At 38.2% G+C, this 26,717-nt stretch carries 29 protein-coding genes; 2 read left to right on the top strand and 27 right to left on the bottom strand.

The genetic code is table 11. The annotated features are described in order from the left end of the window. Window positions 1–6: 6 nt before the first annotated feature. The 12 genes from QUF99_RS10975 to QUF99_RS10920 all read right to left on the bottom strand — a co-directional run bounded on the left by QUF99_RS10975 (window position 7) and on the right by QUF99_RS10920 (window position 11,586). Complete coding sequence (locus tag QUF99_RS10975; RefSeq protein WP_286124284.1) at window positions 7–177, bottom strand: YpmA family protein; 171 nt, start codon at window positions 175–177, stop codon at window positions 7–9. Between the two features lie 240 nt (window positions 178–417). Next, complete coding sequence (gene dinG / locus QUF99_RS10970; RefSeq protein WP_289370053.1) at window positions 418–3,207, bottom strand: ATP-dependent DNA helicase DinG; 2,790 nt, start codon at window positions 3,205–3,207, stop codon at window positions 418–420. 265 nt (window positions 3,208–3,472) lie between these two features. Then, a complete protein-coding gene (gene panD, locus QUF99_RS10965; protein WP_289370052.1) occupies window positions 3,473–3,874 on the bottom strand; it encodes an aspartate 1-decarboxylase in 402 nt (133 codons plus the stop codon). Between the two features lie 12 nt (window positions 3,875–3,886). Beyond that, the gene (gene panC / locus QUF99_RS10960; protein ID WP_289370051.1) at window positions 3,887–4,735 is read right to left on the bottom strand and encodes a pantoate--beta-alanine ligase; all 849 of its coding nucleotides are present in this window, start codon (window positions 4,733–4,735) and stop codon (window positions 3,887–3,889) included. 2 nt (window positions 4,736–4,737) lie between these two features. After that, window positions 4,738–5,571 (bottom strand): 3-methyl-2-oxobutanoate hydroxymethyltransferase, encoded by an 834-nt coding sequence (panB, locus tag QUF99_RS10955; RefSeq protein ID WP_289370050.1) that lies wholly within the window; start codon window positions 5,569–5,571, stop codon window positions 4,738–4,740. Window positions 5,572–6,030: 459 nt separating this feature from the next. Then, window positions 6,031–7,011 carry a biotin--[acetyl-CoA-carboxylase] ligase gene (locus QUF99_RS10950; RefSeq protein ID WP_289370049.1) on the bottom strand — a complete coding sequence of 327 codons (981 nt, stop codon included), beginning with the start codon at window positions 7,009–7,011 and terminating at the stop codon, window positions 6,031–6,033. After that, window positions 6,996–8,189 carry a CCA tRNA nucleotidyltransferase gene (locus QUF99_RS10945; protein ID WP_289370048.1) on the bottom strand — a complete coding sequence of 398 codons (1,194 nt, stop codon included), beginning with the start codon at window positions 8,187–8,189 and terminating at the stop codon, window positions 6,996–6,998. The genes QUF99_RS10950 and QUF99_RS10945 overlap by 16 nt, the downstream gene beginning before the upstream one ends. After that, complete coding sequence (gene bshA, locus QUF99_RS10940) at window positions 8,176–9,321, bottom strand: N-acetyl-alpha-D-glucosaminyl L-malate synthase BshA (RefSeq protein ID WP_289370046.1); 1,146 nt, start codon at window positions 9,319–9,321, stop codon at window positions 8,176–8,178. The genes QUF99_RS10945 and bshA overlap by 14 nt, the downstream gene beginning before the upstream one ends. Then, entirely contained in the window at window positions 9,322–10,023 is a 702-nt protein-coding gene (gene bshB1, locus QUF99_RS10935; RefSeq protein ID WP_289370044.1) for a bacillithiol biosynthesis deacetylase BshB1, read from the bottom strand. 11 nt (window positions 10,024–10,034) lie between these two features. After that, window positions 10,035–10,430, bottom strand: coding sequence for a methylglyoxal synthase (mgsA, locus tag QUF99_RS10930; RefSeq protein ID WP_286124275.1), 396 nt, complete (start codon window positions 10,428–10,430; stop codon window positions 10,035–10,037). A 14-nt stretch (window positions 10,431–10,444) separates the two neighbouring features. Then, a complete protein-coding gene (dapB, locus tag QUF99_RS10925) occupies window positions 10,445–11,245 on the bottom strand; it encodes a 4-hydroxy-tetrahydrodipicolinate reductase (protein ID WP_289370043.1) in 801 nt (266 codons plus the stop codon). After that, window positions 11,242–11,586, bottom strand: coding sequence for a nucleotide pyrophosphohydrolase (locus QUF99_RS10920; protein ID WP_286125211.1), 345 nt, complete (start codon window positions 11,584–11,586; stop codon window positions 11,242–11,244). The genes dapB and QUF99_RS10920 overlap by 4 nt, the downstream gene beginning before the upstream one ends. 386 nt (window positions 11,587–11,972) lie before the next feature. Between QUF99_RS10920 and QUF99_RS10915 the strand changes: the two genes are divergently transcribed. Continuing rightward, on the top strand, window positions 11,973–12,854 hold the full coding sequence (locus QUF99_RS10915) for a YitT family protein (protein ID WP_289370041.1): 882 nt from the start codon (window positions 11,973–11,975) through the stop codon (window positions 12,852–12,854). Window positions 12,855–12,938: 84 nt separating this feature from the next. Here QUF99_RS10915 and QUF99_RS10910 read toward each other — a convergent pair whose 3' ends face one another. Then, window positions 12,939–13,580: a uracil-DNA glycosylase gene (locus QUF99_RS10910; protein WP_483298625.1), complete on the bottom strand. Its 642-nt coding sequence runs from the start codon at window positions 13,578–13,580 to the stop codon at window positions 12,939–12,941. 174 nt (window positions 13,581–13,754) lie between these two features. Here QUF99_RS10910 and QUF99_RS10905 point away from each other — a divergent pair, with 174 nt between their 5' ends. After that, complete coding sequence (locus tag QUF99_RS10905; RefSeq protein WP_289370039.1) at window positions 13,755–14,003, top strand: hypothetical protein; 249 nt, start codon at window positions 13,755–13,757, stop codon at window positions 14,001–14,003. 76 nt (window positions 14,004–14,079) lie between these two features. On the opposite strand, the gene QUF99_RS10900 is transcribed toward QUF99_RS10905, so the two are convergent. The 14 genes from QUF99_RS10900 to aroC form a co-directional block, all read right to left on the bottom strand. Further along, on the bottom strand, window positions 14,080–14,763 hold the full coding sequence (locus QUF99_RS10900) for a zinc metallopeptidase (RefSeq protein WP_289370037.1): 684 nt from the start codon (window positions 14,761–14,763) through the stop codon (window positions 14,080–14,082). A gap of 104 nt (window positions 14,764–14,867) precedes the next feature. Further along, the gene (ypjB, locus tag QUF99_RS10895) at window positions 14,868–15,656 is read right to left on the bottom strand and encodes a sporulation protein YpjB (protein WP_289370035.1); all 789 of its coding nucleotides are present in this window, start codon (window positions 15,654–15,656) and stop codon (window positions 14,868–14,870) included. Between the two features lie 73 nt (window positions 15,657–15,729). Then, the gene (gene lhaT, locus QUF99_RS10890) at window positions 15,730–16,320 is read right to left on the bottom strand and encodes a lipoprotein heptaprenylglyceryl N-acetyltransferase LhaT (protein ID WP_289370032.1); all 591 of its coding nucleotides are present in this window, start codon (window positions 16,318–16,320) and stop codon (window positions 15,730–15,732) included. Window positions 16,321–16,427: 107 nt separating this feature from the next. Next, a complete protein-coding gene (gene qcrC, locus QUF99_RS10885; protein WP_289370031.1) occupies window positions 16,428–17,195 on the bottom strand; it encodes a menaquinol-cytochrome c reductase cytochrome b/c subunit in 768 nt (255 codons plus the stop codon). 51 nt (window positions 17,196–17,246) lie between these two features. Beyond that, a complete protein-coding gene (gene qcrB, locus QUF99_RS10880; protein WP_286124269.1) occupies window positions 17,247–17,921 on the bottom strand; it encodes a menaquinol-cytochrome c reductase cytochrome b subunit in 675 nt (224 codons plus the stop codon). Further along, window positions 17,922–18,434 carry a menaquinol-cytochrome c reductase iron-sulfur subunit gene (gene qcrA, locus QUF99_RS10875; protein ID WP_289370030.1) on the bottom strand — a complete coding sequence of 171 codons (513 nt, stop codon included), beginning with the start codon at window positions 18,432–18,434 and terminating at the stop codon, window positions 17,922–17,924. A 141-nt stretch (window positions 18,435–18,575) separates the two neighbouring features. Beyond that, a complete protein-coding gene (locus QUF99_RS10870; RefSeq protein ID WP_289370028.1) occupies window positions 18,576–19,034 on the bottom strand; it encodes a YpiF family protein in 459 nt (152 codons plus the stop codon). Window positions 19,035–19,248: 214 nt separating this feature from the next. After that, window positions 19,249–19,785, bottom strand: a complete 537-nt coding sequence (locus tag QUF99_RS10865; protein ID WP_289370026.1) for a ReoY family proteolytic degradation factor — start codon at window positions 19,783–19,785, stop codon at window positions 19,249–19,251. Window positions 19,786–19,861: 76 nt separating this feature from the next. Then, the gene (locus QUF99_RS10860) at window positions 19,862–21,124 is read right to left on the bottom strand and encodes a tetratricopeptide repeat protein (RefSeq protein ID WP_289370025.1); all 1,263 of its coding nucleotides are present in this window, start codon (window positions 21,122–21,124) and stop codon (window positions 19,862–19,864) included. Window positions 21,125–21,434: 310 nt separating this feature from the next. Continuing rightward, window positions 21,435–22,718 carry a 3-phosphoshikimate 1-carboxyvinyltransferase gene (gene aroA, locus QUF99_RS10855; protein ID WP_289370022.1) on the bottom strand — a complete coding sequence of 428 codons (1,284 nt, stop codon included), beginning with the start codon at window positions 22,716–22,718 and terminating at the stop codon, window positions 21,435–21,437. A 135-nt stretch (window positions 22,719–22,853) separates the two neighbouring features. Then, window positions 22,854–23,966, bottom strand: a complete 1,113-nt coding sequence (hisC, locus tag QUF99_RS10850) for a histidinol-phosphate transaminase (protein WP_289370021.1) — start codon at window positions 23,964–23,966, stop codon at window positions 22,854–22,856. 14 nt (window positions 23,967–23,980) lie between these two features. Beyond that, the gene (aroH, locus tag QUF99_RS10845) at window positions 23,981–24,343 is read right to left on the bottom strand and encodes a chorismate mutase (RefSeq protein ID WP_289370019.1); all 363 of its coding nucleotides are present in this window, start codon (window positions 24,341–24,343) and stop codon (window positions 23,981–23,983) included. Then, a complete protein-coding gene (gene aroB / locus QUF99_RS10840) occupies window positions 24,340–25,431 on the bottom strand; it encodes a 3-dehydroquinate synthase (protein WP_289370018.1) in 1,092 nt (363 codons plus the stop codon). Before aroB ends, aroH begins: the two co-directional genes overlap by 4 nt. Then, a complete protein-coding gene (gene aroC, locus QUF99_RS10835) occupies window positions 25,431–26,603 on the bottom strand; it encodes a chorismate synthase (protein WP_289370016.1) in 1,173 nt (390 codons plus the stop codon). Before aroC ends, aroB begins: the two co-directional genes overlap by 1 nt. Window positions 26,604–26,717: the final 114 nt, after the last annotated feature.

The raw sequence follows: 26,717 nt of genomic DNA, 5'->3' as shown, positions 1-26,717 counted from the left end.
GTATCACTACGTTCTGTATATCGTAAATACTGCTGTTTCTTTTTCGTTTTCGTCTAATGCCAACCCGAACATGAGGTCCTGCTCTTTTAAAGTGCGATTTAAACTATCAACAATTTTATACAAATCGGACGTATATTTAATACGCGTTGTTGATAGCACTTCGATTTTCTTCTCCATGAAAACTCCTCCGTTACACAAAAATTTCTAATTATAGAAGAACGCAATACGGTTACAATAAGAGTACATTCTTTACAACCCCTGCTTCATCACCAATCTATTATAGCAGGACATGTACAGCAAAAAAAGGTTTCAAATTGAAAAGCAATACATTTGTATACATGATGTAAGAAAAATAAAATTCCTCCTACCCACATTTTACGCCTGAAGTACCATGTACTTCAGGCGTATATTTTTACTCTATTCCAATTTCTGCAAAAGCTCTTCTAATGGTCCCTCATAAAGAGGAACATTAGGAATAGACTGAAGAAATCGTTTTCCATAAAAGGCTGTGGTTAAACGACGGTCTAACACAAATACTGTTCCTGTATCCGTCGTTGTACGAATCAATCGGCCAAATCCTTGTTTAAAGCGAAGGATTGCTTGTGGAAGTGCAAGCTTTGTAAATACATCTTCTCCTTTTTCTTTCATCCATTCACTTTTCGCTTGCATCATCGGCTGACTAGGAGGTGTAAACGGCAAGCGAACAATAACGAGACAACTTAACGCCTCACCTGGAATATCAATCCCTTCCCAAAAACTACTTGTTCCTAAAAGAATCGCCTTTTCAAACTCTTGAAATTTCCGAACTAAGCGGCTGCGACTACGATTATGAACACTTTGTGTAAGCAATAAAAAATCTTTTAATTCATCTTCTTGTTTTAAATTTGCATATGTTTCTTTTAACATTTCATACGATGTAAATAAAACAAGCATTCTCCCATTTGTAGATTTCGCAATTTTCATAATATGCTGAGACATTTCGTTTACATACTCTTTCTCACTTACTTGCTTAATAAGAGGAACGTCAGTTGAAACCATTAATTTTACTTGCTCCTCATAATGAAATGGCGACGGCACTGTTAATGTATCTGGTGCGAAGTCATGTAGTCCTAGTCCTTCTTTTATATAGTCGAATGTATTATTTACAGTTAATGTCGCTGACGTGAAGATTACACTTTGTTTCCCTGTTAAAAACTCATCGGCAAACTTTTCTGCTATATGGACGGGCTGCGCATATAATACGGTTGAATGAATCGTACCTTTCGTTTCCGTCTCCATCCATGTTACATACGGTGTTTGTTCTAAAATAAGCAACTGAATCGAATCAACCATTTTATTTAACAACTCAATCAGATGCATAAACTCTCCTGTAACAATATGCATCTCCCACTCCATTTGATTTTGCAGTACATCAGCTTGTTTCTCTAACAAAGTAAGTAATTTTCTTAATTCGTATACAAAACGATTGGTTAGCTCAACAATGCTACTCCATAGCTTTCCTCTTTCTTGTTTCGCATCGTATCGATAAACGAGCGGCATATTGCTCGCTCCTTGTTCTTGCTTTGTTTGTTGGAATATAAATGTACGTATCATTTGAAATAATTCATCGGCATCAAATTTAATTTCTTTCAGCCTATGGCTCAGCATTCGAAAAGTTGAACGTGATGCATATTGTGATTTTTTCATCATCTCATACACTTTTGCCAACACATCATCTGTTTCTAACGTACCTAGACGTGATAAAACAAGTTGAAAATACATGCATGAAAACTGTTCACCAAGTGTTCTGCTTGCTGTTTCTTCAAGATGATGTGCCTCATCAAAAATAATATGTTCGCACGATGCCAAGAGTGGCTCTTCACTAATAAAGTCTTGAAATAATAAAGAATGATTTGTAATCACAATATCTGCAAATAATGCTTTATTTTTTGCACGTTGATAAAAACAGCGGCTAAACCAATTACTCTGCATTCCACCTGGACTGTATACGTCACTACAAATACGCTCCCATAGTAACTTTCCACCTTCTGGAATATTGAGCTCATCTCGATCACCCGATTCTGTTTGAAGCAGCCATACTAAAATTTTTGCTTTCGTGATCGCAATATCATAGTTCCTCTCTTCTTCTTGCAGTGCATGTTCAAATTTATGTAAACAAAGATAATGCTTTCTGCCTTTTAAGAGAGCCACTTCAAACGGAAACGGCAATATGTTTCGTAATAAAGGAATTTCATTTTCAAGCATTTGTTGTTGAAGCTGTACAGTTTGTGTACTAATTACGATAGGTTTTTCTGTTTTCTTCGCATAATACACGCTTGGTAGTAAATAGGCAAGCGTCTTTCCTGTACCTGTTCCCGCTTCAATTAAAGAAAAACGAGAGTCTCTTAACGCCGTATATACTTCCGTCATCATTTGCTGCTGTCCTTCTCTTTTTTCAAACGATGACATCGTTTGCGCAAGCTGCTCCATCGCTTTATGTAGAAAGGCATCAAATTTAGATAAACAATCGTCTCCCATTGCTAATGTGTAATTTCGTTTTCGAAGTGCAAGATTTCGATGTATATCGAATTTCTTTACATCTTCTGTGCCATGCATCATTTTCTTTAAAATATTCTCTGAAATAATATCGCCTATATTACTTTGAAACACATCACTTAGTTCATACAAGGATTGCAATGTAACAAGCGGGAACTGCTTTAATTTGTCTAGAAATTGTAAAAATAATTCCGCTGTAACAAGAGCATCACTATCTGCACGATGTGGTTGGTCATGTTCCAATTCATATTTTTTTGCTAAATCACGTAATTTATAGCTATCAGCAGTTGGCAAAATAACTTGTGCCAGTTCAACTGTATCAATTTTAGGGCAGTTTACTTCTGGATATCCAGCCTGCTTTAATTCGTCCTTTAGAAAATTCCAATCAAAGTGAACGTTATGTGCAACAAAATAAGCACCTTGTAATAGTTCAACAATCATCGGCGCTACATCGCGAAATAGCGGGGCTTGTTTCACGAGATCTTCATCGATCCCTGTTAGTTCTGTAATAAATGGGGGAATCTCTCTCTTTGGGTTGACAAAAGACGAAAAAATTTCCAAAATTTCTCCATCTTCCACTACAACAGCTGCAATTTGTGTAATTTTGTCCTTCCCATCTTTCCAGGAGTTCCCTGTCGTTTCCAAATCAACAACGACATAACGCTTATTCATATGTAACACCTCAATTTCTTACCTTTCAAACAACAGAAATTCATATATTGTTACTATACCACGTTTTTTATTATCTTAATGAAAAGAAACAAAAAAAGCTATCCCCGTGAAGAGATAGCTTTTCTTGCTTATAAAGTGAAACTTTAATCAGTCGGTTTTTTTTTCATCCCCCACTGATTATCAGCCCTCACCAATCGGGCTTTTACGGGCAGTTTTATCCTCCACCTATCATCTTTACTTTCGCCGAAGTTTGAGGTGGGGGGTATTACTGCCCGTTAATGCGGGGTAAAATCGTGCCGGCTTTTTCAGCACCCAGCATTTCAATAATCTGATTATTATCATCTAACACTGCAATTTTCGGTACTTGCTTGCATACTTCTTCTGCTGCTACAAGACCGTAGCAAATAATAATAACTTTATCACCTGGTTGAACCAGTCTGGCCGCTGCACCGTTTAAACAAACAACACCGCTACCACGCTCTCCTTTAATAACATATGTCTCTAAACGAGCCCCATTATTATTATTAACAATTTGTACTTTTTCATTTTCTACAATTTCTACTGCATCCATTAAATCTTCATCAATTGTAATACTACCTACATAATTTAAATTTGCTTCCGTTACAGTCGCGCGGTGTAACTTCGCTCTCATCATTGTGCGAAACATCGATGCTCCCCCTTATCCAACCGTTAATGTAATATTGTCAATTAATCGTGCATTTTCAAACTTCACTGCAATCGCAATAATGATGCGTCCGTGGATTGTCTCAATTCCCGTCAAGTTTGGATATGCATATACATCTGCATAATCGATGATACCTTGCGTATTTACTTCGATATATTCTTTCACAAGACTTGTAATCGTTCTTGGATTACGTTCCCCCGCTTCAATACGTTCTTTTGCCATACATAAACTACGGTATAAATGAGGCGCTTCTTGACGTTCTCTTTCTGATAAATACACATTACGAGAACTTCTTGCTAACCCATCCTCTTCTCGGACAATATCGACAGGTACAATCGTAATCGGAATATTAAAATCACTCACGAATCCTTCAATTACGGCAACTTGCTGGGCATCTTTCATACCGAAATAAGCGCGGTTTGGCATTGTTACATTAAAAAGCTTCATTAATACTGTCGCAACACCAGCAAAATGGACTGGGCGCTGCTTTCCGCATAATACATCTGTCCGCTTCACAACTTCAATTTTTGTTGTTTGCTCTGCGGGATACATTTCCTCTACGCTCGGGTAAAATAAGTAGTCAGCGCCTGTTTCTACCGCTATCTTCTCGTCTCGCTCAATATCACGCGGATAACGATCTAAATCTTCATTCGGTCCAAATTGCAATGGATTCACAAATACACTTAAAATAACAATTTCATTCTCTTGTCTTGCTTGGCGTAACAATGCCCCATGGCCTTCATGTAAATAACCCATCGTTGGAACAAATCCGATTTGTTTACCGCTCGCACGAATCTCTCCAGCAATTTGCTGCATCTCTTGCACTGTTGTAATAATTCTCATCACTATTTTCCTCCGTATAATGCTAAGCATTCTTCCTCTTTCATTGTGAACGAATGTTCTTTCCCTGGAAATTGTCCCGTTTTCACTTCAGTCACATATTGTGAGATTCCACGTACAATTTCTTCTTGGACAGACGTATATTGCTTCACAAATTTTGGAACACGCGTTACGCCATACGAAATGAGATCGTGATAAACAAGCACTTGACCATCTACTTTCGCCCCAGCACCTATGCCGATTGTCGGAATCGTTAGTTGCTGTGATACAAGCTCAGCTAGTTGCATTGGCACACATTCTAATACAAGGGCAATCGCTCCAGCCTCTTCGCATTTTTTTGCATCTTCTAACAATCTGTTCGCACTTTTAGCATCTTTTCCTTGCACTTTATAGCCACCTAATACGCCAACAGATTGTGGTGTTAAACCAAGATGAGCCACAACTGGAATTCCTGCATTCGTTAAGAAACGAATGATAGATACTACCTCATCAGCCCCTTCTACTTTCACTGCATGCGCTCCGCTCTCTTGCACAATGCGGCGAGCATTATGCATCGTTTCTTGCAGAGATACGTGATAAGACATAAATGGCATATCTGTTACAATAAAAGTTTCCTTCGCTCCGCGGCGCACTGCTTTCGTATGATGAATCATATCATCTACCGTTACCGGAATTGTAGAATCATACCCAAGTACAACCATTCCGAGTGAATCCCCTACTAAAATCATATCGATTTCAGCTTCTTCCGCTAACTTAGCAGATGGGTAATCATACGCAGTAAGCATCGTAATCGGCTCACCTTTCTCTTTCATTTTCAAAAAATCTGTTCTCGTTTTCAAAAATTACTCCTCCTTTATACAGGAGAGAGGAGATGGCCGAAATCATATAAAAAACCCCTCTGGCCATAAAAGGGCAGAAGGGTTGTGTTAGTCGGCAAATTTCATCCCTCTGTCCCAGTCCGTTGTTGGATCAAGGCAGAATCCAAATTATTTTTTCTTCATTGCATGAATAGTGGTGCAGTTCTGTGCGATACTGCCCATATTCGAACTAATTATAGCAAACTCGGAAATGAAATTGCTACACTTTTTTGAAAAAACAAATTCCCTTCCTAATTCGGTATATGAAATTTTATTTATGCCGGCACACACAATGATATACGTATGGCTCATGAAGTGAGACTTTTATCAGTGGGAGGGCCTTTATCCCTCACCTAACTTTTTGACTTCCTGCCGAATTTTGAGATGGGGGTATTACTGCGGGATAAAGTAAAAGGAAGCTCCCTTCTCGGAAGCTTCCTTTTACTTTATTTCTATATCTGCAGAATGAATATGATGAATATGCCCTTCATGATCTTCTAACATGAGTACACCATCCGCTGTAATTCCTTTTGCAACACCGCTAATTGCATCTTTCATCGTACGAGCTGTAATTTCTTTTCCAATGCTCACTGCATAACTCTCCCAAAGAAGTTTAATAACAGAGAATCCATTTTTCAAATATTCTTGGTACAACTTTTCCATTTGTAAAAAGATTTGTTGCATAAGCTCTGCTCGAACGATTGGTTTTCCTAATTCAATTGCTAAAGAAGTTGCAATATGTTGTATTTCATCAGCAAAATGTTCCTGTTTTTGATTTACATTAATGCCAATTCCAATAATGACAGCATTAATTTTATCTGGATCTGCTTGCATCTCTGTTAATATGCCAACAGCTTTTTTCCCTTGAATTAAAATATCATTTGGCCATTTAATGCCCACATTCACACCTGTACATTTTTCGATTGCTTGTGCCACGCTAACAGCCGCTAATAAAGTAAGCTGTGGTGCTTGATGAACCGGAACTGTTGGGCGTAAAATAATGCTCATCCAAATTCCCGTTCCTTTCGGTGAATGCCACTTTCGGCTTAAACGGCCGCGACCGGCCAATTGTTCTTCAGCCACAACAATTGTTCCTTCGGCTGCCCCTTCATATGCAAGCCGTGCCGCAATATGCTGCGTTGACTCTACTGATTCCTCAAAATAAACGGTTCTGCCGATAAATTCTGTCTGTAAGCCCAATTGAATTTCATTTGCTGTTACTTTATCCGGTTTACTATTAATTCGATATCCAAGACGACGGACAGCTTCTAATTCATATCCCTCACTTCTAAGATCCTCCATATGTTTCCAAACGGCAGTTCTTGAGCAGCCAAGCTTGTCACTAATTGTTTGACCGGATACAAATTCGCCATCTGCTTCAGAAAAAATTTGTAGTAATTGTTTTCTCATAGTAGATTGCATCGCTGTAGCCACTCCCTTATGTTCTCTTTCTCATTCTCTAATCTTCCATACAGTACTTCTTCCTCAATATTTTGCAGCACTTCTGCTACCCATGGGCCTGGTGTTTTTTCTGTCCAAACTAATAAATCATTACCACTTACGTTCATTTCCTGACGGTTATGAATTGGCAGTGCATCAAATAAAGACTGTACCTCGTGTGCAGCAGACAGATCATACTTCTCTATCATCACTTGATACACTCGTTCTGCCATTAAAGCAATCTCATTACCCGTTTTATATAGAGAAACTGCATCCCAAGCTTTTGTTTTTCGAGAACGAATTGCTAGAATAACAGCTACAATATCTTTTATTTTTTTATTTGAAAATTTCCATTGGCGTAAGAAAACAGATGGATGCTCTTCACCAATACAATATAAAAAGAATGCCCATGTTTCAATTTCCGTTTCGAAAGCATCCCAATTATATTGCGTCGCTTTCAAAATAGTGGATTCTGACATTTGCAAATATGGTAAATGCTCAAATAGCTTGGTTGCTATTAAATGCTGAAGCCCTTTTGTACAATATGTACCAGTTAATAGTTTTTCAAATTCGACTGTAATTCTTTCGATTGCTATATGTTCTAGCAAATGTCCATATGTCTCAATCGCTTGCTTAGTTTGTTCCTCCAAAGAAAATCCAAGTGTACTAACGAAGCGAATACCACGCATCATACGAAGTGCATCTTCTTGAAAACGATCTGCAGCATTCCCTACCGTTGCAATTTCTTTCTTTGCAATTGCTTCTTGTCCACCGAACAAATCAATTATTTCTCCATGTTCAGTCATCGCAATCGCATTCATTGTAAAATCTCGACGCTTTAAATCTTCTTCTAACGAACGAACAAATTGAACACTGCTTGGACGTCGAAAATCTTCGTAATCACTCTCTGTTCGAAAGGTCGTCACTTCATACGGGACACCTTCCTGTACAACAATGACAGTACCGTGTTCAAGACCGACAGGAACGTGCCGTGGAAACAGACGCATTACCTCTTCTGGAAGGGCGGATGTTGCGATATCAATATCACCAATTGGTCGTCCAATAATAGAATCACGAACGCTCCCTCCAACAAAATACGCTTCAAAACCATGCTGCTTTAATGTTTCAATAATCAATGCAGCTCGTTTAAATTGTTTCATTTTTGTCATCCCTTAGTATGTCATAGTAAATCGCTTCATATTGTGAAACAATTTTTTCTGAACGAAATTGTTCATATACAGCTTCCATTGCTCGCTGTGCCATATTACGATGGAGTTCTTCATTTTTAAGTAACTTGGTTGCTTGCTCCGCTATTCCATGAATATCGCCAACTTCACATAAGTATCCGGTTTCACCATGTTGAATCACTTCCGGAATACCACCAACGCGCGTACCGATACAAGGCACACCACATGCCATTGCTTCAAGCAAGACAAGACCAAAGCTTTCTTTTTCTGATAAAAGCAACATCAAATCACTCATCGCAAGAAGCTCAGCTACATTATCCTGTTTCCCTAAAAACAAAACATGTTCTTCAATATGTAAACTTTTCACAAGTTGTAAAATAGTACAAAACTCAGGACCATCCCCAACAAGCAATAGCTTTGTCTTAACTTGTTTTACAATTCGAGCAAATGACTGTACGATATCTTGCGCACGCTTGACTTTTCGGAAATTCGAAATATGAATTAGCACTTTTTCATCTTCTTTTATGCCGTATTCTTTCTTAAGTTGCGACATATCACGTTTGAAATACACTCGTTCATCAATGAAATTGTATACAGTTTGGATATCCTTTTTCGGCTTCACAAGCTCAGCTGTTTCTTCAATTAATGAACGAGATACAGCTGTTACAACATCAGATTGCTCAATTCCAAAACGAATTAAATTATTTAAGGATGGATCCGATCCAAGTACCGTAATATCTGTCCCATGTAACGTAGTAACAATCTTTATGTTCTCTCCAATCATCTGCCTTGCTAAATACGCACAGATTGCGTGTGGAATCGCATAATGCACATGTAAAACATCCAATTGTTCTCTCTGTGCAACTTCTGCCATTTTGCTTGCTAATGCTAAATCATATGGTGGATATTGAAAAACGGAATATTGATTTACCGTTACTTCATGAAAGTAAATGTTAGGGTATACTTTATTCAACCGAAATGGCAGACCAGATGTAATAAAATGAATCTCATGTCCGCGTTCTGCTAATTGTTTTCCTAACTCCGTTCCGACAACTCCAGAACCACCAACTGAAGGGTAACATGTAATGCCTATTTTCAATTTCATTTATATCCCCCCTATTAAATCCGCATGTAACAAAACTGGCTTTTTGCTCATAAACCCTTCTGCATACATAACCCCAACTTCTTTTCCGAACATTTTTTCACGAGCAATAACCGTTTCAACATATCCTTCCGTTAAAGGTGTCTTTACGCCATCACTACCCGTTGTAAATTGGCTTTCATATGCTTCTAATGACGACACTTTTTCAGTAAGATGCTCGCTAATATCAATACAGAAATTGGGTTTATGAAAACCATTGATCATATAGTAATAAAACGATTGCACACGGTGCGGTGGAATTTCCAGCATATATTTACGAACACCCGCTGAAAATACAGCCTCTTCTACAAGTTTTGCACAATTTGCATGGTCCGGATGACGATCTTCGTAATAAGGTGCAAAGATGAGCTTGGGCTTATATGTTCGAATAATTTTCACGATTTCTCTTATATACTCTTCCTTCATATATAAACCACGGTCCGGCATCGCTAAGTTTATACGCTCTTTCACTCCCATAATATGAGCAGCTGCTAGTGCTTCTTGTTTCCGCAATTCTACCGTTCCATTCGAAGATAAGTCAGCTTCTGTTAAATCACAAATACCAACTTCATATCCTTGTTTTGTATATTTCGCAATGGTGCCAGCCATACCGATTTCAACATCATCGGCATGGGCTCCAAACGCTAATATATGTAATCCACTCATAATTGTTCCCCTCATTTTCTTAGCTTTCGGTAGTCTAAATCTCCTCGTTCTAATGCATGCATTAACATCTCAGCACTTGCCATATTCGTTGCAAGGGGAATCGCGTACACATCACATAAACGAAGTAATGCATTCACATCCGGCTCATGTGGTTGTGCCGTTAGTGGATCCCGAAAGAAGATCACCATATCTAAATCGTTTTTCGCAATCATTGCACCAATTTCTTGATCACCGCCAAGAGGACCGGATTGATATCTTGTTACAGACATACCAGTCGCTTCCATAATACGAAGACCTGTTGTTCCTGTTGCAAAGAGTTCATGTTTTTCGAAGATTGGTTTGTATGCGTATGCGAACGAAACCATATCATCTTTCTTTTTGTCGTGTGCAATTAAGGCAATCTTCATCGGTAGTCTCCCCTTTAGTCGATAATGTTTTCTAAACCGTATACAAGATGATCAAGCTCCATTACTGTTTCGATGGATAATTTTACACCTGACATAAATGATGCACGGTTGAAAGAATCATGACGAACTGTTAACATCTGTCCATCTCCGCCAAACAATACTTCTTGATGCGCAATAAGTCCTGGTAAACGCACACTATGAATGTGAATGCCATCCACATTTGCACCACGTGCACCTTTTAATTGTTCCGTTTCATTTGGATGACCTTGCTGTTTTGACTCACGGTTTTGGCGAATTAAATCTACCGTTTTCACAGCGGTTCCAGACGGTGCATCTAACTTCTGATCATGATGTAATTCAATAACTTCAACATCTTGGAAATATTTCGCTGCCATTTGAGAAAACTTCATCATTAATACCGCACCAACTGCGAAGTTTGGAGCGATAATTGTACCGACTTGTTTTTCTTTTGCAGTCTCAGTTAAGTGTTGTAATTCTTCTTCAGTAAAACCTGTCGTCCCAATTACAGAACGCAGACCATGTTCCACAGCAAGCGTTACATGTTTTTTCCCTACTTCTGGTGTTGTTAAATCTAGTAGTACATCCGCTTCTACTTCGTTTAAACAAGTATGTAAATCCGCATAAATTGGTGCATCCAATGCAGGCATTCCAGCAATGTTAGCAATCTTTTCGCCACCATGTTTATAATCAATCGCTGCTACTAATTGAAAATGTGGTGTTTTTTCCATAAGAAGTACCGCTTCGTGCCCCATGCGTCCTCTCGGTCCTGCAATAATTACTCTAATGTCTTTCATTCTTCTTTCTCTCCTTCTTCAATACGTGTCCAGCGATCTTTATCACGTGTATTAAATTTATTCATTACGATGTTATGTGCTGTTTCTAAATCAATATGTAAACTATTTGCCATGCAAATCATAACAAATAATACATCTCCAAGTTCTTCCTCAATTGTTCGTTCTTTTTCAGTCGTTTTTTTTGGCTTTTCACCGTAATAATGATTTACTTCTCTTGCAAGTTCACCCATTTCTTCTGTTAAACGAGCCATCATAGCAAGCGGGCTGAAATACCCTTCTTTAAATTGACCAATATATGCATCTACTTCCTTCTGCATATCTTTCATCGTTTTTTGTTCCATATTATTCACCTCTAATCCTTCTTCTTTCATGTTAGCCAATTCATCACGATTTGACAAATATTATTCCACTTTCCGCTCCATTTGCCACGTTTTTTTGGATAGACTATAATAAAGTGAAACTTTCTTTTGTATGTGCTTTTCATGCAAAAGATTAGTCTTCACCAATCGGGCTCTTATGGCTGGTTTGCTTTTTCACCCTGCTCTTGCTTCTTACCAACCGTTTGAGCGGGGTAAAGTGAAACTTTCTTTTGCATGTGCTTTTTATGCCAAAGGTTAGCCCTCACCAATCAGGCTCTTATGGTTGGTTTGCTTTTTCTTCATTTTTTCTTCTTATTTAGCCGTTTCAGCGGAGCGGAGTGACAACTACATAATAGGGGGCATGCTACATGAAAACCAATTTAAAGATTCGAAACATTATTTTTATTCTGATCGGTTCCGCTATTTTTTCTTTTGGTATCGTCAATATTAATATTGAAAACCATCTAGCAGAAGGTGGATTTACAGGAATTACGTTATTACTGTACTTTCTATTCTCACTCGATCCTTCTTATACAAACTTAATCTTAAATATCCCTCTCTTTTTCGTTGGCTGGAAGTTGCTCGGACGAACAACCTTCTTATACACATTAATTGGAACGTTTAGCGTCTCTTTATTTCTTTGGATTTTCCAGCGCTATGAATCGCTAAATTTACATTTAAACTTACAAAATGATATGACGTTAGCGGCATTATTCGCCGGCGCATTTATCGGAATTGGACTTGGAATTATATTTAAATATGGTGGTACAACGGGCGGCGTCGATATTATCGCACGGTTAGCACATAAATATATTGGCTGGAGTATGGGTAAAACGATGTTTATGTTTGATGCAGTTGTCATTGCTATCTCTATCCTTACTTACTTATCCTATCGTGAAGGCATGTATACATTAGTTGCTGTCTTTATCGGGGCAAGAGTTATCGATTTTATGCAAGAAGGAGCATATGCTGCAAAAGGAGCAACGATTATTTCCGAGAAAAATGATGAAATTGCAGCTAAAATTTTGTCAGAAATGGAACGTGGGGCAACTTTTTTAAAAGCGGTTGGTACCTATACAAAAATCGAACGAAATGTTCTCTATTGCGTAGTTGGGAAAAATGAGATTGTAAAACTGAAAAATATCATTACTTCTGTTGATCCACATGCATTCGTAGCGGTAAGTGATGTCCATGATGTGGTTGGAGAAGGTTTTACATTGGATGAAAATAAAAATCCATTACATAATTAACGAGAAGCTTAGCATAAATAAAAAGCTATCGAACCAGATAGCTTTTTATTTCGTTGCCTGTCCATGTACATGATAGAAGAATTTTCACTGTATGTATCTCTTCAATACTTCTAAATCCTCATAAATTAATTCCAATAAACTTCGATTATAAAAAATAGAAGCTGGATGAAAAGTCGGAAAAATGTTACATACTTTCTCCGTCCATATATACTCTGTGCTTTGATTGTTTCTTAATTTGCGCACTGGCTGCTGCAATAATTGCCCATGAATATCGGAAATCTTTTTATCTGGTCCTGCAAGACGCTTTAAAGCAATGTTTCCTAGTGTCACAATAATCGGTGCCTGAATGTGTTCCATTTCATAATCCAATATAGGAGCATGCGCAAGTATTTCCTGTTGGTTCGGCGTTCGATTATATTTCCGCTGTACAACCTGTCCATTTCGCTCTCGTTTCTCTCTCCATTTATAAGGGCGACTGCGCACAGCACTCGTAATATATACTTCTTCTCTTGTCACACCAATTCGCTCCAAAAATTCCATTAAATGAATTCCCGCTCTTCCACTAAAAGGAACACCATTATGAATTTCTGTTTCTCCCGGTGCTTCTCCTACAAACATCAGTTTTGGTTGTTCTGGCCCTTGTCCATACACAAAGCCCTCTAATGGATAAGCGGCACTTCGCTCTTTCACACCTCTCACTAATAAATCTGGATATTGCACAATCATCACCTTCATTCATGATCACTTTAACTACCTTTATTATAACTTTCTCTTATAAAATCATTACACTATGTTAGCCAAGAATGACGTCTTATTTCCGTCAATCAATATACAAATTATTCTCTTTATTCACTTCCGAAAGAAAATTGCGATATTTAAACATTAATTGTATAATATTCCATGGAAATATATACAAAATTACATATTGACGATAATCGCGGGATTCTCTTACCAGAATTACATGTAGAACCAAAAGAACCGAATGAAATTAAACCTGGCGAAAAAGGCGAAAAGATTTCCGTATTCTTATTCCGTAAAGGTGAATTGAATTTCTACAAAAGATTCACGTTAGAATTTGGTCCAACAGTTGATATGAGCTTACAGGATACCGCAAAAAGTCAAACAGTTAAATTTGAATTACCAAGATAAAGGAAGAATGCCCTCGTATCCTTTTAGAATACGAGGGCATTCTTCCAATAAAAAAGACTATCGGAACCGATAGTCTTTAATCGTCACTGCGCTGCATGCCTGTGTAAACTAATAATAAACGAAGCAGTTCAAATACTGCTACGGCTGCTGCTGCAACGTACGTTAAGGCGGCTGCATTTAATACTTTACGAGCTTGCCCATATTCATCTGTTGACACAATACCAAACGCTTCAATTTGCTTCATTGCGCGTTTTGAAGCATCAAATTCAACTGGCAATGTTACAAGTTGGAAAAGTACACCTGCTGCCATTAAAATAATTCCTAACAACAATAGATTTGTCATTTGTGCAAACATACCAATCATAATGAACACCCATGACATGTTAGACCCAAAGTTTGCAACCGGAACTAGCGAATGACGAAAACGCATAAAACTATAATCTTTCGCATCTTGTATCGCATGCCCTACTTCATGAGCTGCAACAGCTGTTCCAGCAACCGAATGACCATAGTAGTTGTCCGTCGACAGGCGAACCGTTTTTGCTGTTGGATCATAGTGATCTGATAAATGTCCTGGCGTTTCTTCTACAGCGACATTGTACAAACCATTTTCATCTAAAATTTTGCGAGCCACTTCCGCGCCTGTCATACCTGATGTTGAATACACTTGTGAATACTTACTATAAGCACTTCGCACTTTAGACTGTGCATACAACGGTATGATCATAATGATCGCGAAGTAAATTAAGTAAAAAGCCATCATGAACCTCCATTGAAGTCGTAATTGTAATACTATCAATTCTATTTTTTTCTCCTAACATTGTCAATTAAGAAACCTTACAATCCGTTTCATAATTGACAATGTTATCGGTTTTTAGAGTGCATTGCGCTTTTGCGTTTTGCTTTCTCACCTTTATATTTTCTCCAACCAACGTATGTTAATGTAAACAGAATGAGCCCACCGGTAATCGTCATAAACCAGATAAGCGAAGAATCTACTTCATCCTTCTTTGCCGTTCGAAATATTTTTTGTAAATCCCCTTTTATAATGCCAATTTGCGTTTGTCCACTTTTGTTTTTTAACATGACATTACGAAATTCATCTAAATAAGATAAATGTGCATTCACACGCTGTAATTGATTTTCTGGCAAGACAATCATTAAACTCGGATAAATTACATCAAATTCATGCAAGAATGTATTTAATGATATTTGAAACTGCCCATCATCCTCTGCTTGAGTTGCTTTTTCTACTTTTGCAAACGCACCCATTATATGCTCTTCTCGCTCAATCCAAAGTGGTTGATACTTAGATACTTCCGCATCTACTGCAAGTTGCAATGCCAATACATCATCTATTTTGATCTGCTGACTTACGGTTTGTTCCGCTAGCGATTGCTGCGCTCGGTCATACGCAAGAGAAATCGTTCGGAAGTGCTTTGGTGACAGTTTCTCTTTCTTCGCGTTCTCTCGCAATAAAAATTGCTCTGAAAAATGCTTCAACACTTGTGTTGCATTCTTATACTCTTCTTGTTTTACAAACTGCAAAGAATCATCTAATATCCCCGTTAACTCATTCCAGTTTTCAGCATATATACGTACAGGAAACAATATAAGCAGAAATGCCACCATTCCAATTAATACTCTCTTCATTCCGGTCCCCCCTATAACTACTAGTACAAAATATGTTGGGGTGGACAAGAATAGAACAGAGATATTTGAACCACTATAGGGAAAACTGCAGACGTCCTTTTCTCATGCATAAATAATAGGTAATTCCTAGTGCCAGAATGCTAAGCCAAAATGTAAAATAGCCAATTGGTTGATAATATGCATCTAGCACGCCATATCTTGGCATTTGTCTAAATACATAATCAATGATGTCATTATGTACGGTCCAAACCGCTGCAACAACGAAATGCCAACACTTTATGCGGTAAAACGGTGCATATAATAACCCTTGAATTGCCATTGCACCGTGGGAAGCAATTAACATGTAGCCAGCCCAGCCGATATCTCCCTGTACAATGATGAGTAGTACGTTCATCACCACAGCCCATACACCATATTTAAATAAAGTTACAATAGCTAGGGCCTCCATTAGCCCCCAGTTTTTTTTCTGAAGAAAAGCAATTAATACAAATACAAAAAATAAACTAGCTGTTGGACTATCAGGCACAAAAGGTATAAAAATAAGCGGTGTTTCAATCAGTTGATATTGATACCAAATATATCCATAAATCGTACCAAAAATATTAATGATGAGTAAAAGCCATAAAAACATACGCTCTCTCAATATCGAATATAAAAATGTCACGCTATTATCCCTCAACTTTCTTCACATACATTCATGCATATTATAGCAAACTTTTCTATATATACGAGAAAAGCTGACCACAAATTTGCAGTCAGCCTTCTCTTCTCTTATTTTTTATTATACTTTGCAACGAATTCCGAAAGTTTCTTCAACTCTTCATCCGTTCCTTTAAATACGCCTTTAGGCATTGCACCTTTTCCATCTTTCGCAACTTTTGCGATTTCTTCCGGCTTTAACGTTAAGTTTTGCAATGCCGGAGCCGCTGCTCCGCCTTGTAAGTTATCACCGTGACATGTTAAACATGTATTTTTTTGCATCAGTTTATAACCTTCATCGTTTTTATCGACTGGTGTCGTTTTAACAATTGCACCTTGTTTTTTTGCAGCTGCCCAGTCATGTGTAGCTACGGATTCCCATGTTAAAAAGATGATAGAAGCAATTGCCAAAAGCATAAATCCTGTCGCCACTGGACGTTTCAACGGACGTCTTTCAGGACCACGATCTAGAAACGGAGCTAATAATAGTGCTCCAAACGCAATCCCTGGCATAATAAACGCACCGATTACAGTAAATGAACCAGATGCATATGAGTACTTCAAGAGTTGATATAGAAATAAGAAATACCAGTCTGGAAGTGGTATATATCCTGCATCTGTAGGATCTGCCATTCTCTCTAGTGGTGACGGATGCGCCACAGTTAAACATAAATAACCGATTAAAAAAACCGCACCAACCATCCATTCTTTTAACAAGAAGTTTGGCCAAAATGCTTCTGTTTTCCCTGGGTATTCTGAATAATCTTTCGGAATATTCGGTTTCCTATTGACAGGTACTCGCGAATCTCCGACAAACTTCATCCCTTTGCCGCGATGCATAATCTCCCTCCTTCAATTCAATTCTTTTCCCCTTTTAAACCTAACAATTTCTTATAGTGGACCGGAAATACCTTGTTTGCGAATCATGATGAAGTGGAATGCCATGAGCCCAAGTAATGCTGCTGGCAAGAAGAATACGTGAATAGCAAAGAAGCGAGTTAATGTTTGAGCGCCGACAATTTCGGAATGACCGGCAAGTAACGTTTTAATGTAAGGACCAATAAGCGGCGTTTGCTCTGCAATTTGAATCCCTACCTTTGTAGCAAATAACGCTTTCATATCCCAAGGTAATAAATATCCTGTAAAACCAAGACCTAACATAACGAAGAAAATAAGAACACCGACAATCCAGTTTAATTCACGAGGCTTTTTATATGCACCTTGGAAGAAAACTCGAAGTGTATGTAAAAACATCATCACAATTACAAGACTGGCACCCCAATGGTGCATACCACGAACAATTTGTCCATATGCAACTTCATTTTGTAAATAATAAACTGATTCCCAGGCATTTTTAATGTCTGGTACATAATACATCGTCAAGAACATTCCTGACAAAATTTGAATAACAGTAACAAAGAACGTCAATCCTCCAAAGCAGTAGACGAATGCTGAAAAGTGATGCGCTGGGTTTACATGTTCGGGCACTTCATGGTCGGCAATATCACGCCACAACGGTGTAATATCTAACCGCTCGTCCACCCAATCATAAATTTTATTCAACATCTATTTCGCACCCCCTCTTGGCTTTGCCTTTCCTAAATAAAGCGTTCCATCTTTCACTTTGGATTCATACACATCAAGCGGAGCAAGAGGCGGTGTTCCCTTTATGTTCATACCATCTTTTGTGTAACGCCCCCCGTGACATGGGCAATAGAATTGATTAGGATGTGACTTGTCTGAATTCCAGTTCACCGTACATCCTAAATGCTTACAAACCGGAGAAAACGCCATAATGTCTCCGCTTTCATCTTTATGCACCCATGCTGATTTTGGCTCTTCGGATTTATACCATCCATCAACCTGCTTCACCTTAAAGTCAAAGCGTTTTGGTTCCGTTGTAATCTCCTTTACTTGAGCAACAGCAACCATTTCTCCCCCTGCTTCTTTCCTTAAAACTGGATCAAGTGCAAAGCGCGTCATTGGCATTAAAATCCCAGCTGCCATAAATCCTCCTACACCTGTAAGTGTGTAGTTTAAAAATTGTCTTCTTGACACACGATGTTCCTTCTCGCTCACGAAAATTTCCCCCCTCTATCAGAAATTGTCCCCCCGTGACAAAACAATATAAAAAATAAAAACTAGGACACTATCATGATATAATACCGCAATGCACAGGTCAATATCATACTACTCATAATCATGGGAACTATCTGCTTATTATTTATTTTCCCACTTTTCTGTCAATAAATCCATTATGTTTTTTATATGGGCATGAATTACTTCTCTTTTCGCTTGATCACTGAATTGTTCTAGTGATAGAGCTGGTAGCCAAAATAAATTTCCTGTTAATGCATCCTTAGCTTCTTTCCATGCAAAGTCACTTGTAACATAAGCAATATGTTTCAACCCCTGCTCTTTGAGATGGTTTGTCCAGTCTTGCAAGCGTTCTTGTTCCAGCTCTTGTTGTTCTGTTAAATAAGTAAATGCGGGTAGTAGAAGCACCCTTCCTTTATATTCCCTTTCTAATTCCCGACTTAACGCTATAATGAATTCTCCTTGTTCTACAATAGACTTCATTTCTTTTGCAACTGAAATAGAAAGAAGGGGTATAATACCTGTATCTATATACTCTCTTGCTTGTTCAAATTGCTCTGCATCTTTTACAGCCCATTTCACAATATATCCCCCCCTTTGCCTTTTATCCCGCTATTTGTGGGCAGTAAGATACTCCACTAACGAAATTTTCACTTTATCCCATTCTAAATGACAGAACTTTCACTTTATATATATTAAACCATACTGAAACAGGTAAAAAAAGAAAAACTACCTAATATAGGTAGTTTTTCTTTTGAACAGTCGAAAAATTGTCAAAATTAAACAGTAGTCTTCCTTACAAGCCCTTTAATTCCTCCGTCAACTTACAAAAAGTTTCCCTATCCTGACTATCCAGCGCCTCATCAATTAACTTTAAAAGTCGGTCCCTCCGAAATGAATATATACTTTCTTCTAAAAATCGCTCTGCAAGTAAACGATCTTTTTCATTTACTTCAATATGCTTTGGTAAATATGGATTTTCTTCTAATACCGCAACATAATTTGCATTTTGAAACGAAGATTTAAAATTAAGTTGAATATAAATATCTTCATCTCGATTTAAACGAATATCATGAAACGACTTTTCTGCATCCGTCGTCATAACATTTTGTTTAAAGAAATGAAATGGTGTGTCTTTTACACAATTTGCTGACATCACCAAACCTCGGGGACAATATTTCGCATGTTCTACGAAATGGACTTTATGCATTAATTGATCGTGACTCATTAAATAATTTAAAATCCATACACATTCACGCTGTTTCAGTTGGTAATTGTTTAAAAACCATTTTACAAAATCCTTCTTCTCGTTTACAGAAACAGGGGTATTCATAGCGCTTAATCCCTCCTCTGTCTTTCTTTTTCTTACTTATTTAGATTCAAGAAGCAGCATTCAGTTTCCTTCCACTTTATGAAAAATCCTCTAAATTATATAGCAATTCTTCAATGTGAATTTGTGTCGGGTCTAGTTGTATCAAGCTTGTAAATACTTCTTTCGCCTCTTTTCGCAAACCCTCCTCTAACAGGAAATAACCGTACTCTTCCAAGAAATCTGGATGATTCTTAAAAGAAGTATATGCACTTTCATAGTGCTTTAATGCATCTGAATACATTTCTAATTGTTTTTTCGCAAACGCAAGATCCCAAAGCAATTGTGTATCTTGTTCCCCATTATCAATTGCTTTTTCCACAACATTGATTAGTTCTTCATATTTCTCTTGTTCTTTTAAAATATATGCATATTTCAAAATTGCACCTAAATGACTTGGATCAAGTTTCAATGCTTTTTGCAGTAACTCTTCCGCTTCACTTAATCTACCTAGTTTTGCAGTAATATGTGCAAGTTCTACATAAAGTGGTACAGACAGCTCGTCGATTTTGATACCTTCTTGAAGCGTTTCATAGCTTTCTTGCAGCATACCTTCTTTTTCATAGCATTTTGCTAAATACATATATAAAGAAGCGTATTCTGGATCTAGTTCTTTTAACTCTTGCCATACCCCAATCGCTCTTTGATACTCTTCTCCTTGATATAGCGTGAATGCATATCCAAATAGAGAATGAATATCTTTTTGCTCTTCTAATCCTTCTTCATAATAAGAAATTGCTTCTTCCCATTTCCCAATTGCACTTAAAGTTTCTGCAAGGCGGAGTGCAATCACAACACCACCCATCACTTTATGCTCCGCTAACAATGACTGATAATAGGCAATTGCTTTTTGATCCTCACCTTTGCTGCTATACAATTCGGCTAGTCCAAATGTGATAACAGGCTCTTCTGGCATCAGCTCTTTTGCTTTTAATAGCTTTTGTTCCGCAACATCATCAAAGCCTTGCATTTGAAATAAATCAGCTACAAGTAATAGAGATTGAACATAGAGTTCATCATCTTCCGCAATATCATGAAGCACTTCAATTGCCTCATCTTCTTTATCTAAATCAATATATAATTCTGCTAAAAATAACGTAAACTCACTTTCTTCAGGATATAACAAACGTAAATCTTCTATAATCGCTAACGCTTCATCAATAAATCCAAGCGTATGATAGTAACGAGAAATGTCATATTTCTCCTCGTCTGTCCCTTGTTTCACTTGTTCTTTTAATTGTTGTAATCCTTTTTCTACTTCGCCGTTTTCAATGTAAGAAACAGCTTGTTCAAACTTTCGCATAAATATCTCCTTTAACACTCATAATATACTCTTCTGTTCATTAATGATAAACAACTGTTGTGCGGTAAGCAACCAAAAAGAAGAAGAAAAGAATCCTCTCAACTATATAAATCTATTTTGATTTTTCGACATATAAGCCGCGGCTATGGATACCAAAAGGTGACCTGCACTCGTTTTCTCTCTTTGTTTTCACTGTGTCTGGGGCAGGAAAAGGATCTGACCGCTTCTATGCATGGTCGGATGCTCTCTCCCACCTAAAAAGAAGGGTTTTGTCGTTTTTTTAATTTGTATTTATATAGAAAAGATTCTTTTAACTTTGCAGCGCTTCTAACTGGTCAAAGAAGTTTGGATATGACACAGCAACTGCATCACTATTTTCAATTTCCACCTCTTCACCTGCTATACAGGAAGCGATTGCCAGCATCATGCCGATGCGATGATCTCCATGACTATCGACAACATTTCCGTGTAATGCCTGATTTCCATAAATAATCATGCCATCTTTCGTTGCCTCTATCCGTGCACCTAGTTTTTTGAGCTCATCAACAACTGTATCAATGCGGTTTGTTTCTTTTACTTTTAATTCCTCAGCATCTTTAATAATTGTTGTTCCCTGTGCCTGTGTTGCGAGTAAAGCAATAATAGGAATTTCATCAATTAACCTCGGAATGAGAGAACCGCTAATTTCAATTCCTTTCAGTTTGGATGTTTCAATTGTAATATCTCCGCATGGTTCAAACTCTTCATTACGAATATTGTTAATCGAAATGGTTGCTCCCATTTCCGATAGTACATCTAAAATTCCTGTTCGCGTTGGGTTTAAACCAACATTTTTCAATACAATTTTACTACTTGGTACAATGGCACCTGCTACTAAGAAAAAGGCAGCTGAAGAAATATCTCCTGGCACTTCAATGTCCGTTGCAAAAAGTGATTGACCACCTTGTAAAGAAACCGTTAGTCCTTGTACATCCACAGTACATCCAAACGCACGTAACATCCGCTCAGTATGATCACGCGATTGCAAAGGCTCAGTTACGGACGCCACACCATCTCCTTGTAAACTAGCAAGTAAAATAGCTGATTTCACTTGTGCACTTGCTACAGGAGAATGATAGTGTATACCTTTTACATTTCCCCCACGAATAGACAGGGGAGTATATTGTCCATCTTCTCTCCCATCAATTTTAGCCCCCATTTCACGAAGCGGACCTGTGACACGCTTCATTGGACGTTTTCCAATCGATGAGTCTCCAATTACAGTGCAATGAAAAGGTGCATTCGCTAAAATACCGAGCATGAGACGAATCGTCGTTCCCGAATTTCCCACATCTAGTACGTCTTTTGGTTCCCGTAAACCATCTAGCCCTTTTCCATATACAGTGACATCGTTTCCATTTTGTTCAATCGTTATCCCTAATTTTTGAAAGCAAGAAATCGTACTTAAACAGTCTTCTCCTTGTAAAAAGTTCGAGATTTTTGTTGTTCCTTCTGCTATTGCTCCAAACATAACAGCACGATGTGAAATAGACTTATCTCCAGGAACAGCAATGGTTCCATTTAAACCACTTTTACACTTTATTAATTCTTTCACCTTTCTCACCTCTTTCAATTGTTACAATATGCTTCATTGCTCACGTATATCATCTATCTTTATTGTACCGCTTTCCTTCTTCATCGTGCAAATATAGAGAAAGAAAACGACTCCTATAACTGGAGTCGTTTTTTCTTAAGAGTATGTTTCTTCTTTTTTTACTTCCTCTTTCACAAGTTCCGTAAGCAACCCAATAATCTCATCATTTTCTTCTTTTAGGCCAACAGTAATGCGAATACCATCCGGTAAGCCGAACGCTCCTCCAGAGCGAACAACATATCCTTTTTGCATCAATCTTTCAAATACCTCATCACCAGGAAGACCAAGCTTCAAGAAGATGAAATTTGTTTGTGATGGATAATAAAATACATCGTACTCCTTACAGAATGTATAATACTGCTGTAAGCCTTCTTTATTTAATTTCACACATTCTTGTAAAAACGCTTGATCTTCTACCGCTACGCTTGCAACAACTTGAGCAACTGCCGAAGTATTAAACGGTAGCCTTGCTACTTCTAGCTGTTGAATCAACTTCTCATTTCCAACTGCATAGCCAATTCGGAAAGCTGCTAATCCATACGCTTTTGAAAATGTGCGTAATACCATTACATTTTCATATTTTTCAAGAAGCGGTAACGTTTGTGGGAAATCTTCTGCTCCTGCATACTCATAGTACGCTTCGTCCATAATAACAAGCGTTGTCTTTGGCACTGCCTCTAAGAATGAAAGTAACTTTTGCTTTTCTACATACGTTCCTGTTGGATTGTTCGGGTTACAAATCCAAACGATTTGTGTTCTTTCATCAATTTGCTTTAGCATTGCATCTAAATCATGAATTCCATCTTTTAATGGTACTTCGCGCACTTCTGCCCCTTCAATCACAGCATGATGACGATATTGCGAAAATGTCGGATTTGCCATCACAACATTTGTACCTTTTTGCAACAAAGCACGGCTAATCATTTGAATTACTTCATCTAATCCACTACCAAACAATAGTTGCTGTGGTTTCACATGAAGGTGGGCTGCTACCTTTTCACGAAGCTCGAAAGCCGCTCCATCTGGATATAAAGCATATTGTGAAGCTAATGAGCCTATCGCTTCTATCGCACGCTTAGAACATCCGAATGGATTTTCGTTCGATGCTAATTTTACAATTTTTGATAATCCATATTGTCTCTTTACTTCTTCAATGTTTCGTCCAGGTACATATGCTTTCAAAGTTAGCAATTGCTCTTTTACTCTCATTCTACTTCCCCCTGTCATTTTGATAGATCAGGCCGCAGCTCTGTCGCCTTCTCTAAATATACATGCTTCACTTCATGCTGCATTTGCTTTGTCATGACCGTCATCATTACACGAATACATTTCTGCAAAGCATTCGGTACTTCTATTTCTTTTACGCACATAACCGGTACATAAGTAAAGCCTTCCACACGTCTTAATGCCGCAGCTGGAAAGCACGCATTTATATCAGCTGTCGTAGAAATTAACACCGATACAATATCAGTGGGACAGATTCCATTTTCATTTACTATTTCTTTCACTAAACGCTCTGTTGCAGTCAATATCTCCCCAGTTTCATTATGTTTAACGGTAATCGCGCCGCGAATTGCGCGAATCAAATAAATTCCCCCTCTCTTTGAAATGCTTCTAATGCAGCGTGAACGGTCTCATCTGAAATAGATACGACATTCACCACCCCAAATTCCTGCATAAGTACCATACGAATAATTCCAGCGTTCGCCTTTTTATCTTGTTTCATCACTTGTACAAGGCGCTCTATGTTCAAGTGACTTGGCATATTCGGATAACCATACTGAGCAAACCACCGCTTCATCTCTCTATAACCAAGGTCTACTTTGTAGATTTGTTCACTTAAAAATATAGCGAATAACATGCCAATTGCCACTCCATCACCATGCGTTATATTGCCGTAACCCATTTCTTTTTCAAGAGCGTGTCCTAGCGTATGTCCAAAATTCAAATGAGCACGTACGCCTTGTTCCGTTTCATCCTGTGCTACAATTTTCGCTTTCACAGGAATCGCTCGCTTCAGTGTATATATCAATTTTTCATCTCTTAACTCTTCTAACGTTTTCACTTCACGCTTTAACCAGTGATACAGTTCAACGTCGCCGATAAGAGCGTGCTTAATCGCTTCAGCAAATCCTGAGCGCCACTCTTTTTCCGGTAAGGAATTTAAAAATGGCGTATGATACAGAACTGCTTCCGGCTGATGAAACGCTCCAATCATATTTTTTCCTAGCGGATGATTGATTGCAACTTTTCCTCCAACAGCACTATCATGTGCAAGTAACGTTGTTGGAACTTGTACAAAACGAATACCACGCATAAATGTCGCGGCAACGAAACCTGCTAAATCTCCAATCATTCCACCGCCGAGCGCAATAATTAAAGAATGACGATCCATTCCATTTTCAAGCGCTGATGTTTGCGCCGCATAATAATTCTCAAATGATTTTTCTTTTTCTCCGCTCGGAACAATAAATGAAAAAACATTTTGTTCTATTTGCAGCGTATTCATAACTTCTTCTAAATGAAACGATGCAACCGCTTCGTCAGAAATCACCATAACATTAGAAACAGCTGGTTTCATATTTTGAACAAGCGTTGTCAATTGTGACAACGCATCTTTTCCAACGTATACATCATATTCTTTAGACTGCGTTTGAATATGTATGTTCTCCATTAAAATCCCCTCGCATATTCATTATGTTTCTCAATATTTTCACGAATACAATCTATACGATCCGTGCCAAACTGTTCTACTAAAGCTTTCGCTAATTCCCAAGCAACAACAGCTTCCGCTACTACGCTAGCAGCTGGTACAGCACAACTATCAGAACGCTCAATGCTTGCGGCAAAAGATTCTTTCGTATCAATATCAACACTTTGAAGCGGCTTATATAGTGTTGGGATAGGTTTCATAACGCCGCGGACAACGACCGGCATTCCCGTTGTCATACCGCCTTCAAAACCACCTGCATGATTTGTCCGTCTCGTATAGCCCTTTTCTTTACCCCAAAGAATTTCATCGTGTACAAGGCTACCTGGCTGATGTGCAGCTTCAAATCCAATACCAATTTCCACACCTTTAAAAGCATTAATACTCATCACTGCGGCTGCTAATTTTGCATCCAGTTTGCGATCATAGTGTACATAGCTCCCCACTCCAATTGGCATGCCCTCCACGACAACTTCGACAATTCCTCCGATGGAATCCCCACTTGTTTTCGCATCATCAATTGCCTTCATCATCTTTTGACCCGCTTCTTCATCTAAACAACGAACAGGGGATGCTTCTGTAATCTCTTGCAATTTCTCTATAGATTCATATGTAAGTTTTTCTGCTTGTACACCGCCGATTTCAATCACATGACCAGCAACTTTCACACCTAATTCTGCCAAAATCCGTTTTGCAACAGCTCCTGCTGCAACCCGAACCGTTGTTTCACGTGCTGAAGAACGCTCAAGTACATTTCTCATATCACGATGTCCGTATTTAATCGCGCCATTTAAATCAGCATGACCAGGTCTTGGCCTTGTAATTTGTCGTTTCATTTCTTTTGTTTCTTGTTCTGTTAACGGCCCCGCACCCATGATTTTCGTCCAATGTGTAAAATCACGATTTTCTACAACGAGTGCAATTGGCCCTCCAAGCGTATAGCCATGTCTGACACCACTTACAATTTGCACTTGATCTTTTTCAATTTGCATGCGTCGACCACGGCCATAACCTTTCTGTCTTCTTGCTAATTCTTCATTTATATCATCCGCTACTAAAGATAACCCTGCTGGGATACCTTCTAAAATTGTCGTAAGTTGCGGACCATGAGATTCACCAGCTGTGATGTATCGCATCTCGGTTACTCCCCTTTTCATAAAGTTATTTATGTATCAATATATCATAACCAACATGGCTTCGTAACTATTTGAAACTAAAAAAGCGCAAGAAGAGTATGAACCCTCTCCTTG

The organism is Bacillus sp. DX4.1, from assembly GCF_030348195.1.
Taxonomy (GTDB): Bacteria; Bacillota; Bacilli; order Bacillales; family Bacillaceae_G; genus Bacillus_A.
This window is presented reverse-complemented; position numbering and strand designations above follow the sequence as displayed.

Bases quoted from the DNA above. Each gene is read 5' to 3' on its own strand.
- QUF99_RS10900 (WP_289370037.1), bottom strand. From the start codon at position 14,763: ATGGCTTTTTACTTAATTTACTTCGCGATCATTATGATCATACCGTTG.
- QUF99_RS10910 (WP_483298625.1), bottom strand. From the start codon at position 13,580: ATGATTGTGCAATATCCAGATTTATTAGTGAGAGGTGTGAAAGAGCGA.
- QUF99_RS10865 (WP_289370026.1), bottom strand. From the start codon at position 19,785: ATGAATACCCCTGTTTCTGTAAACGAGAAGAAGGATTTTGTAAAATGG.
- mgsA (WP_286124275.1), bottom strand. From the start codon at position 10,430: ATGAAGATTGCCTTAATTGCACACGACAAAAAGAAAGATGATATGGTT.
- bshA (WP_289370046.1), bottom strand. From the start codon at position 9,321: ATGAAATTGAAAATAGGCATTACATGTTACCCTTCAGTTGGTGGTTCT.
- QUF99_RS10905 (WP_289370039.1), top strand. From the start codon at position 13,755: ATGGAAATATATACAAAATTACATATTGACGATAATCGCGGGATTCTC.
- dinG (WP_289370053.1), bottom strand. From the start codon at position 3,207: ATGAATAAGCGTTATGTCGTTGTTGATTTGGAAACGACAGGGAACTCC.
- hisC (WP_289370021.1), bottom strand. From the start codon at position 23,966: ATGAGAGTAAAAGAGCAATTGCTAACTTTGAAAGCATATGTACCTGGA.
- QUF99_RS10915 (WP_289370041.1), top strand. From the start codon at position 11,973: ATGAAAACCAATTTAAAGATTCGAAACATTATTTTTATTCTGATCGGT.
- ypjB (WP_289370035.1), bottom strand. From the start codon at position 15,656: ATGAAGAGAGTATTAATTGGAATGGTGGCATTTCTGCTTATATTGTTT.
- qcrC (WP_289370031.1), bottom strand. From the start codon at position 17,195: ATGCATCGCGGCAAAGGGATGAAGTTTGTCGGAGATTCGCGAGTACCT.
- panC (WP_289370051.1), bottom strand. From the start codon at position 4,735: ATGAGAATTATTACAACAGTGCAAGAGATGCAGCAAATTGCTGGAGAG.
- dapB (WP_289370043.1), bottom strand. From the start codon at position 11,245: ATGAAAGACATTAGAGTAATTATTGCAGGACCGAGAGGACGCATGGGG.
- QUF99_RS10860 (WP_289370025.1), bottom strand. From the start codon at position 21,124: ATGCGAAAGTTTGAACAAGCTGTTTCTTACATTGAAAACGGCGAAGTA.
- aroB (WP_289370018.1), bottom strand. From the start codon at position 25,431: ATGGAGAACATACATATTCAAACGCAGTCTAAAGAATATGATGTATAC.
- QUF99_RS10945 (WP_289370048.1), bottom strand. From the start codon at position 8,189: ATGAAACAATTTAAACGAGCTGCATTGATTATTGAAACATTAAAGCAG.
- QUF99_RS10975 (WP_286124284.1), bottom strand. From the start codon at position 177: ATGGAGAAGAAAATCGAAGTGCTATCAACAACGCGTATTAAATATACG.
- panD (WP_289370052.1), bottom strand. From the start codon at position 3,874: ATGTTTCGCACAATGATGAGAGCGAAGTTACACCGCGCGACTGTAACG.
- QUF99_RS10920 (WP_286125211.1), bottom strand. From the start codon at position 11,586: ATGGAACAAAAAACGATGAAAGATATGCAGAAGGAAGTAGATGCATAT.
- qcrB (WP_286124269.1), bottom strand. From the start codon at position 17,921: ATGTTGAATAAAATTTATGATTGGGTGGACGAGCGGTTAGATATTACA.
- bshB1 (WP_289370044.1), bottom strand. From the start codon at position 10,023: ATGAGTGGATTACATATATTAGCGTTTGGAGCCCATGCCGATGATGTT.
- aroC (WP_289370016.1), bottom strand. From the start codon at position 26,603: ATGCGATACATCACAGCTGGTGAATCTCATGGTCCGCAACTTACGACA.
- QUF99_RS10950 (WP_289370049.1), bottom strand. From the start codon at position 7,011: ATGCAATCTACTATGAGAAAACAATTACTACAAATTTTTTCTGAAGCA.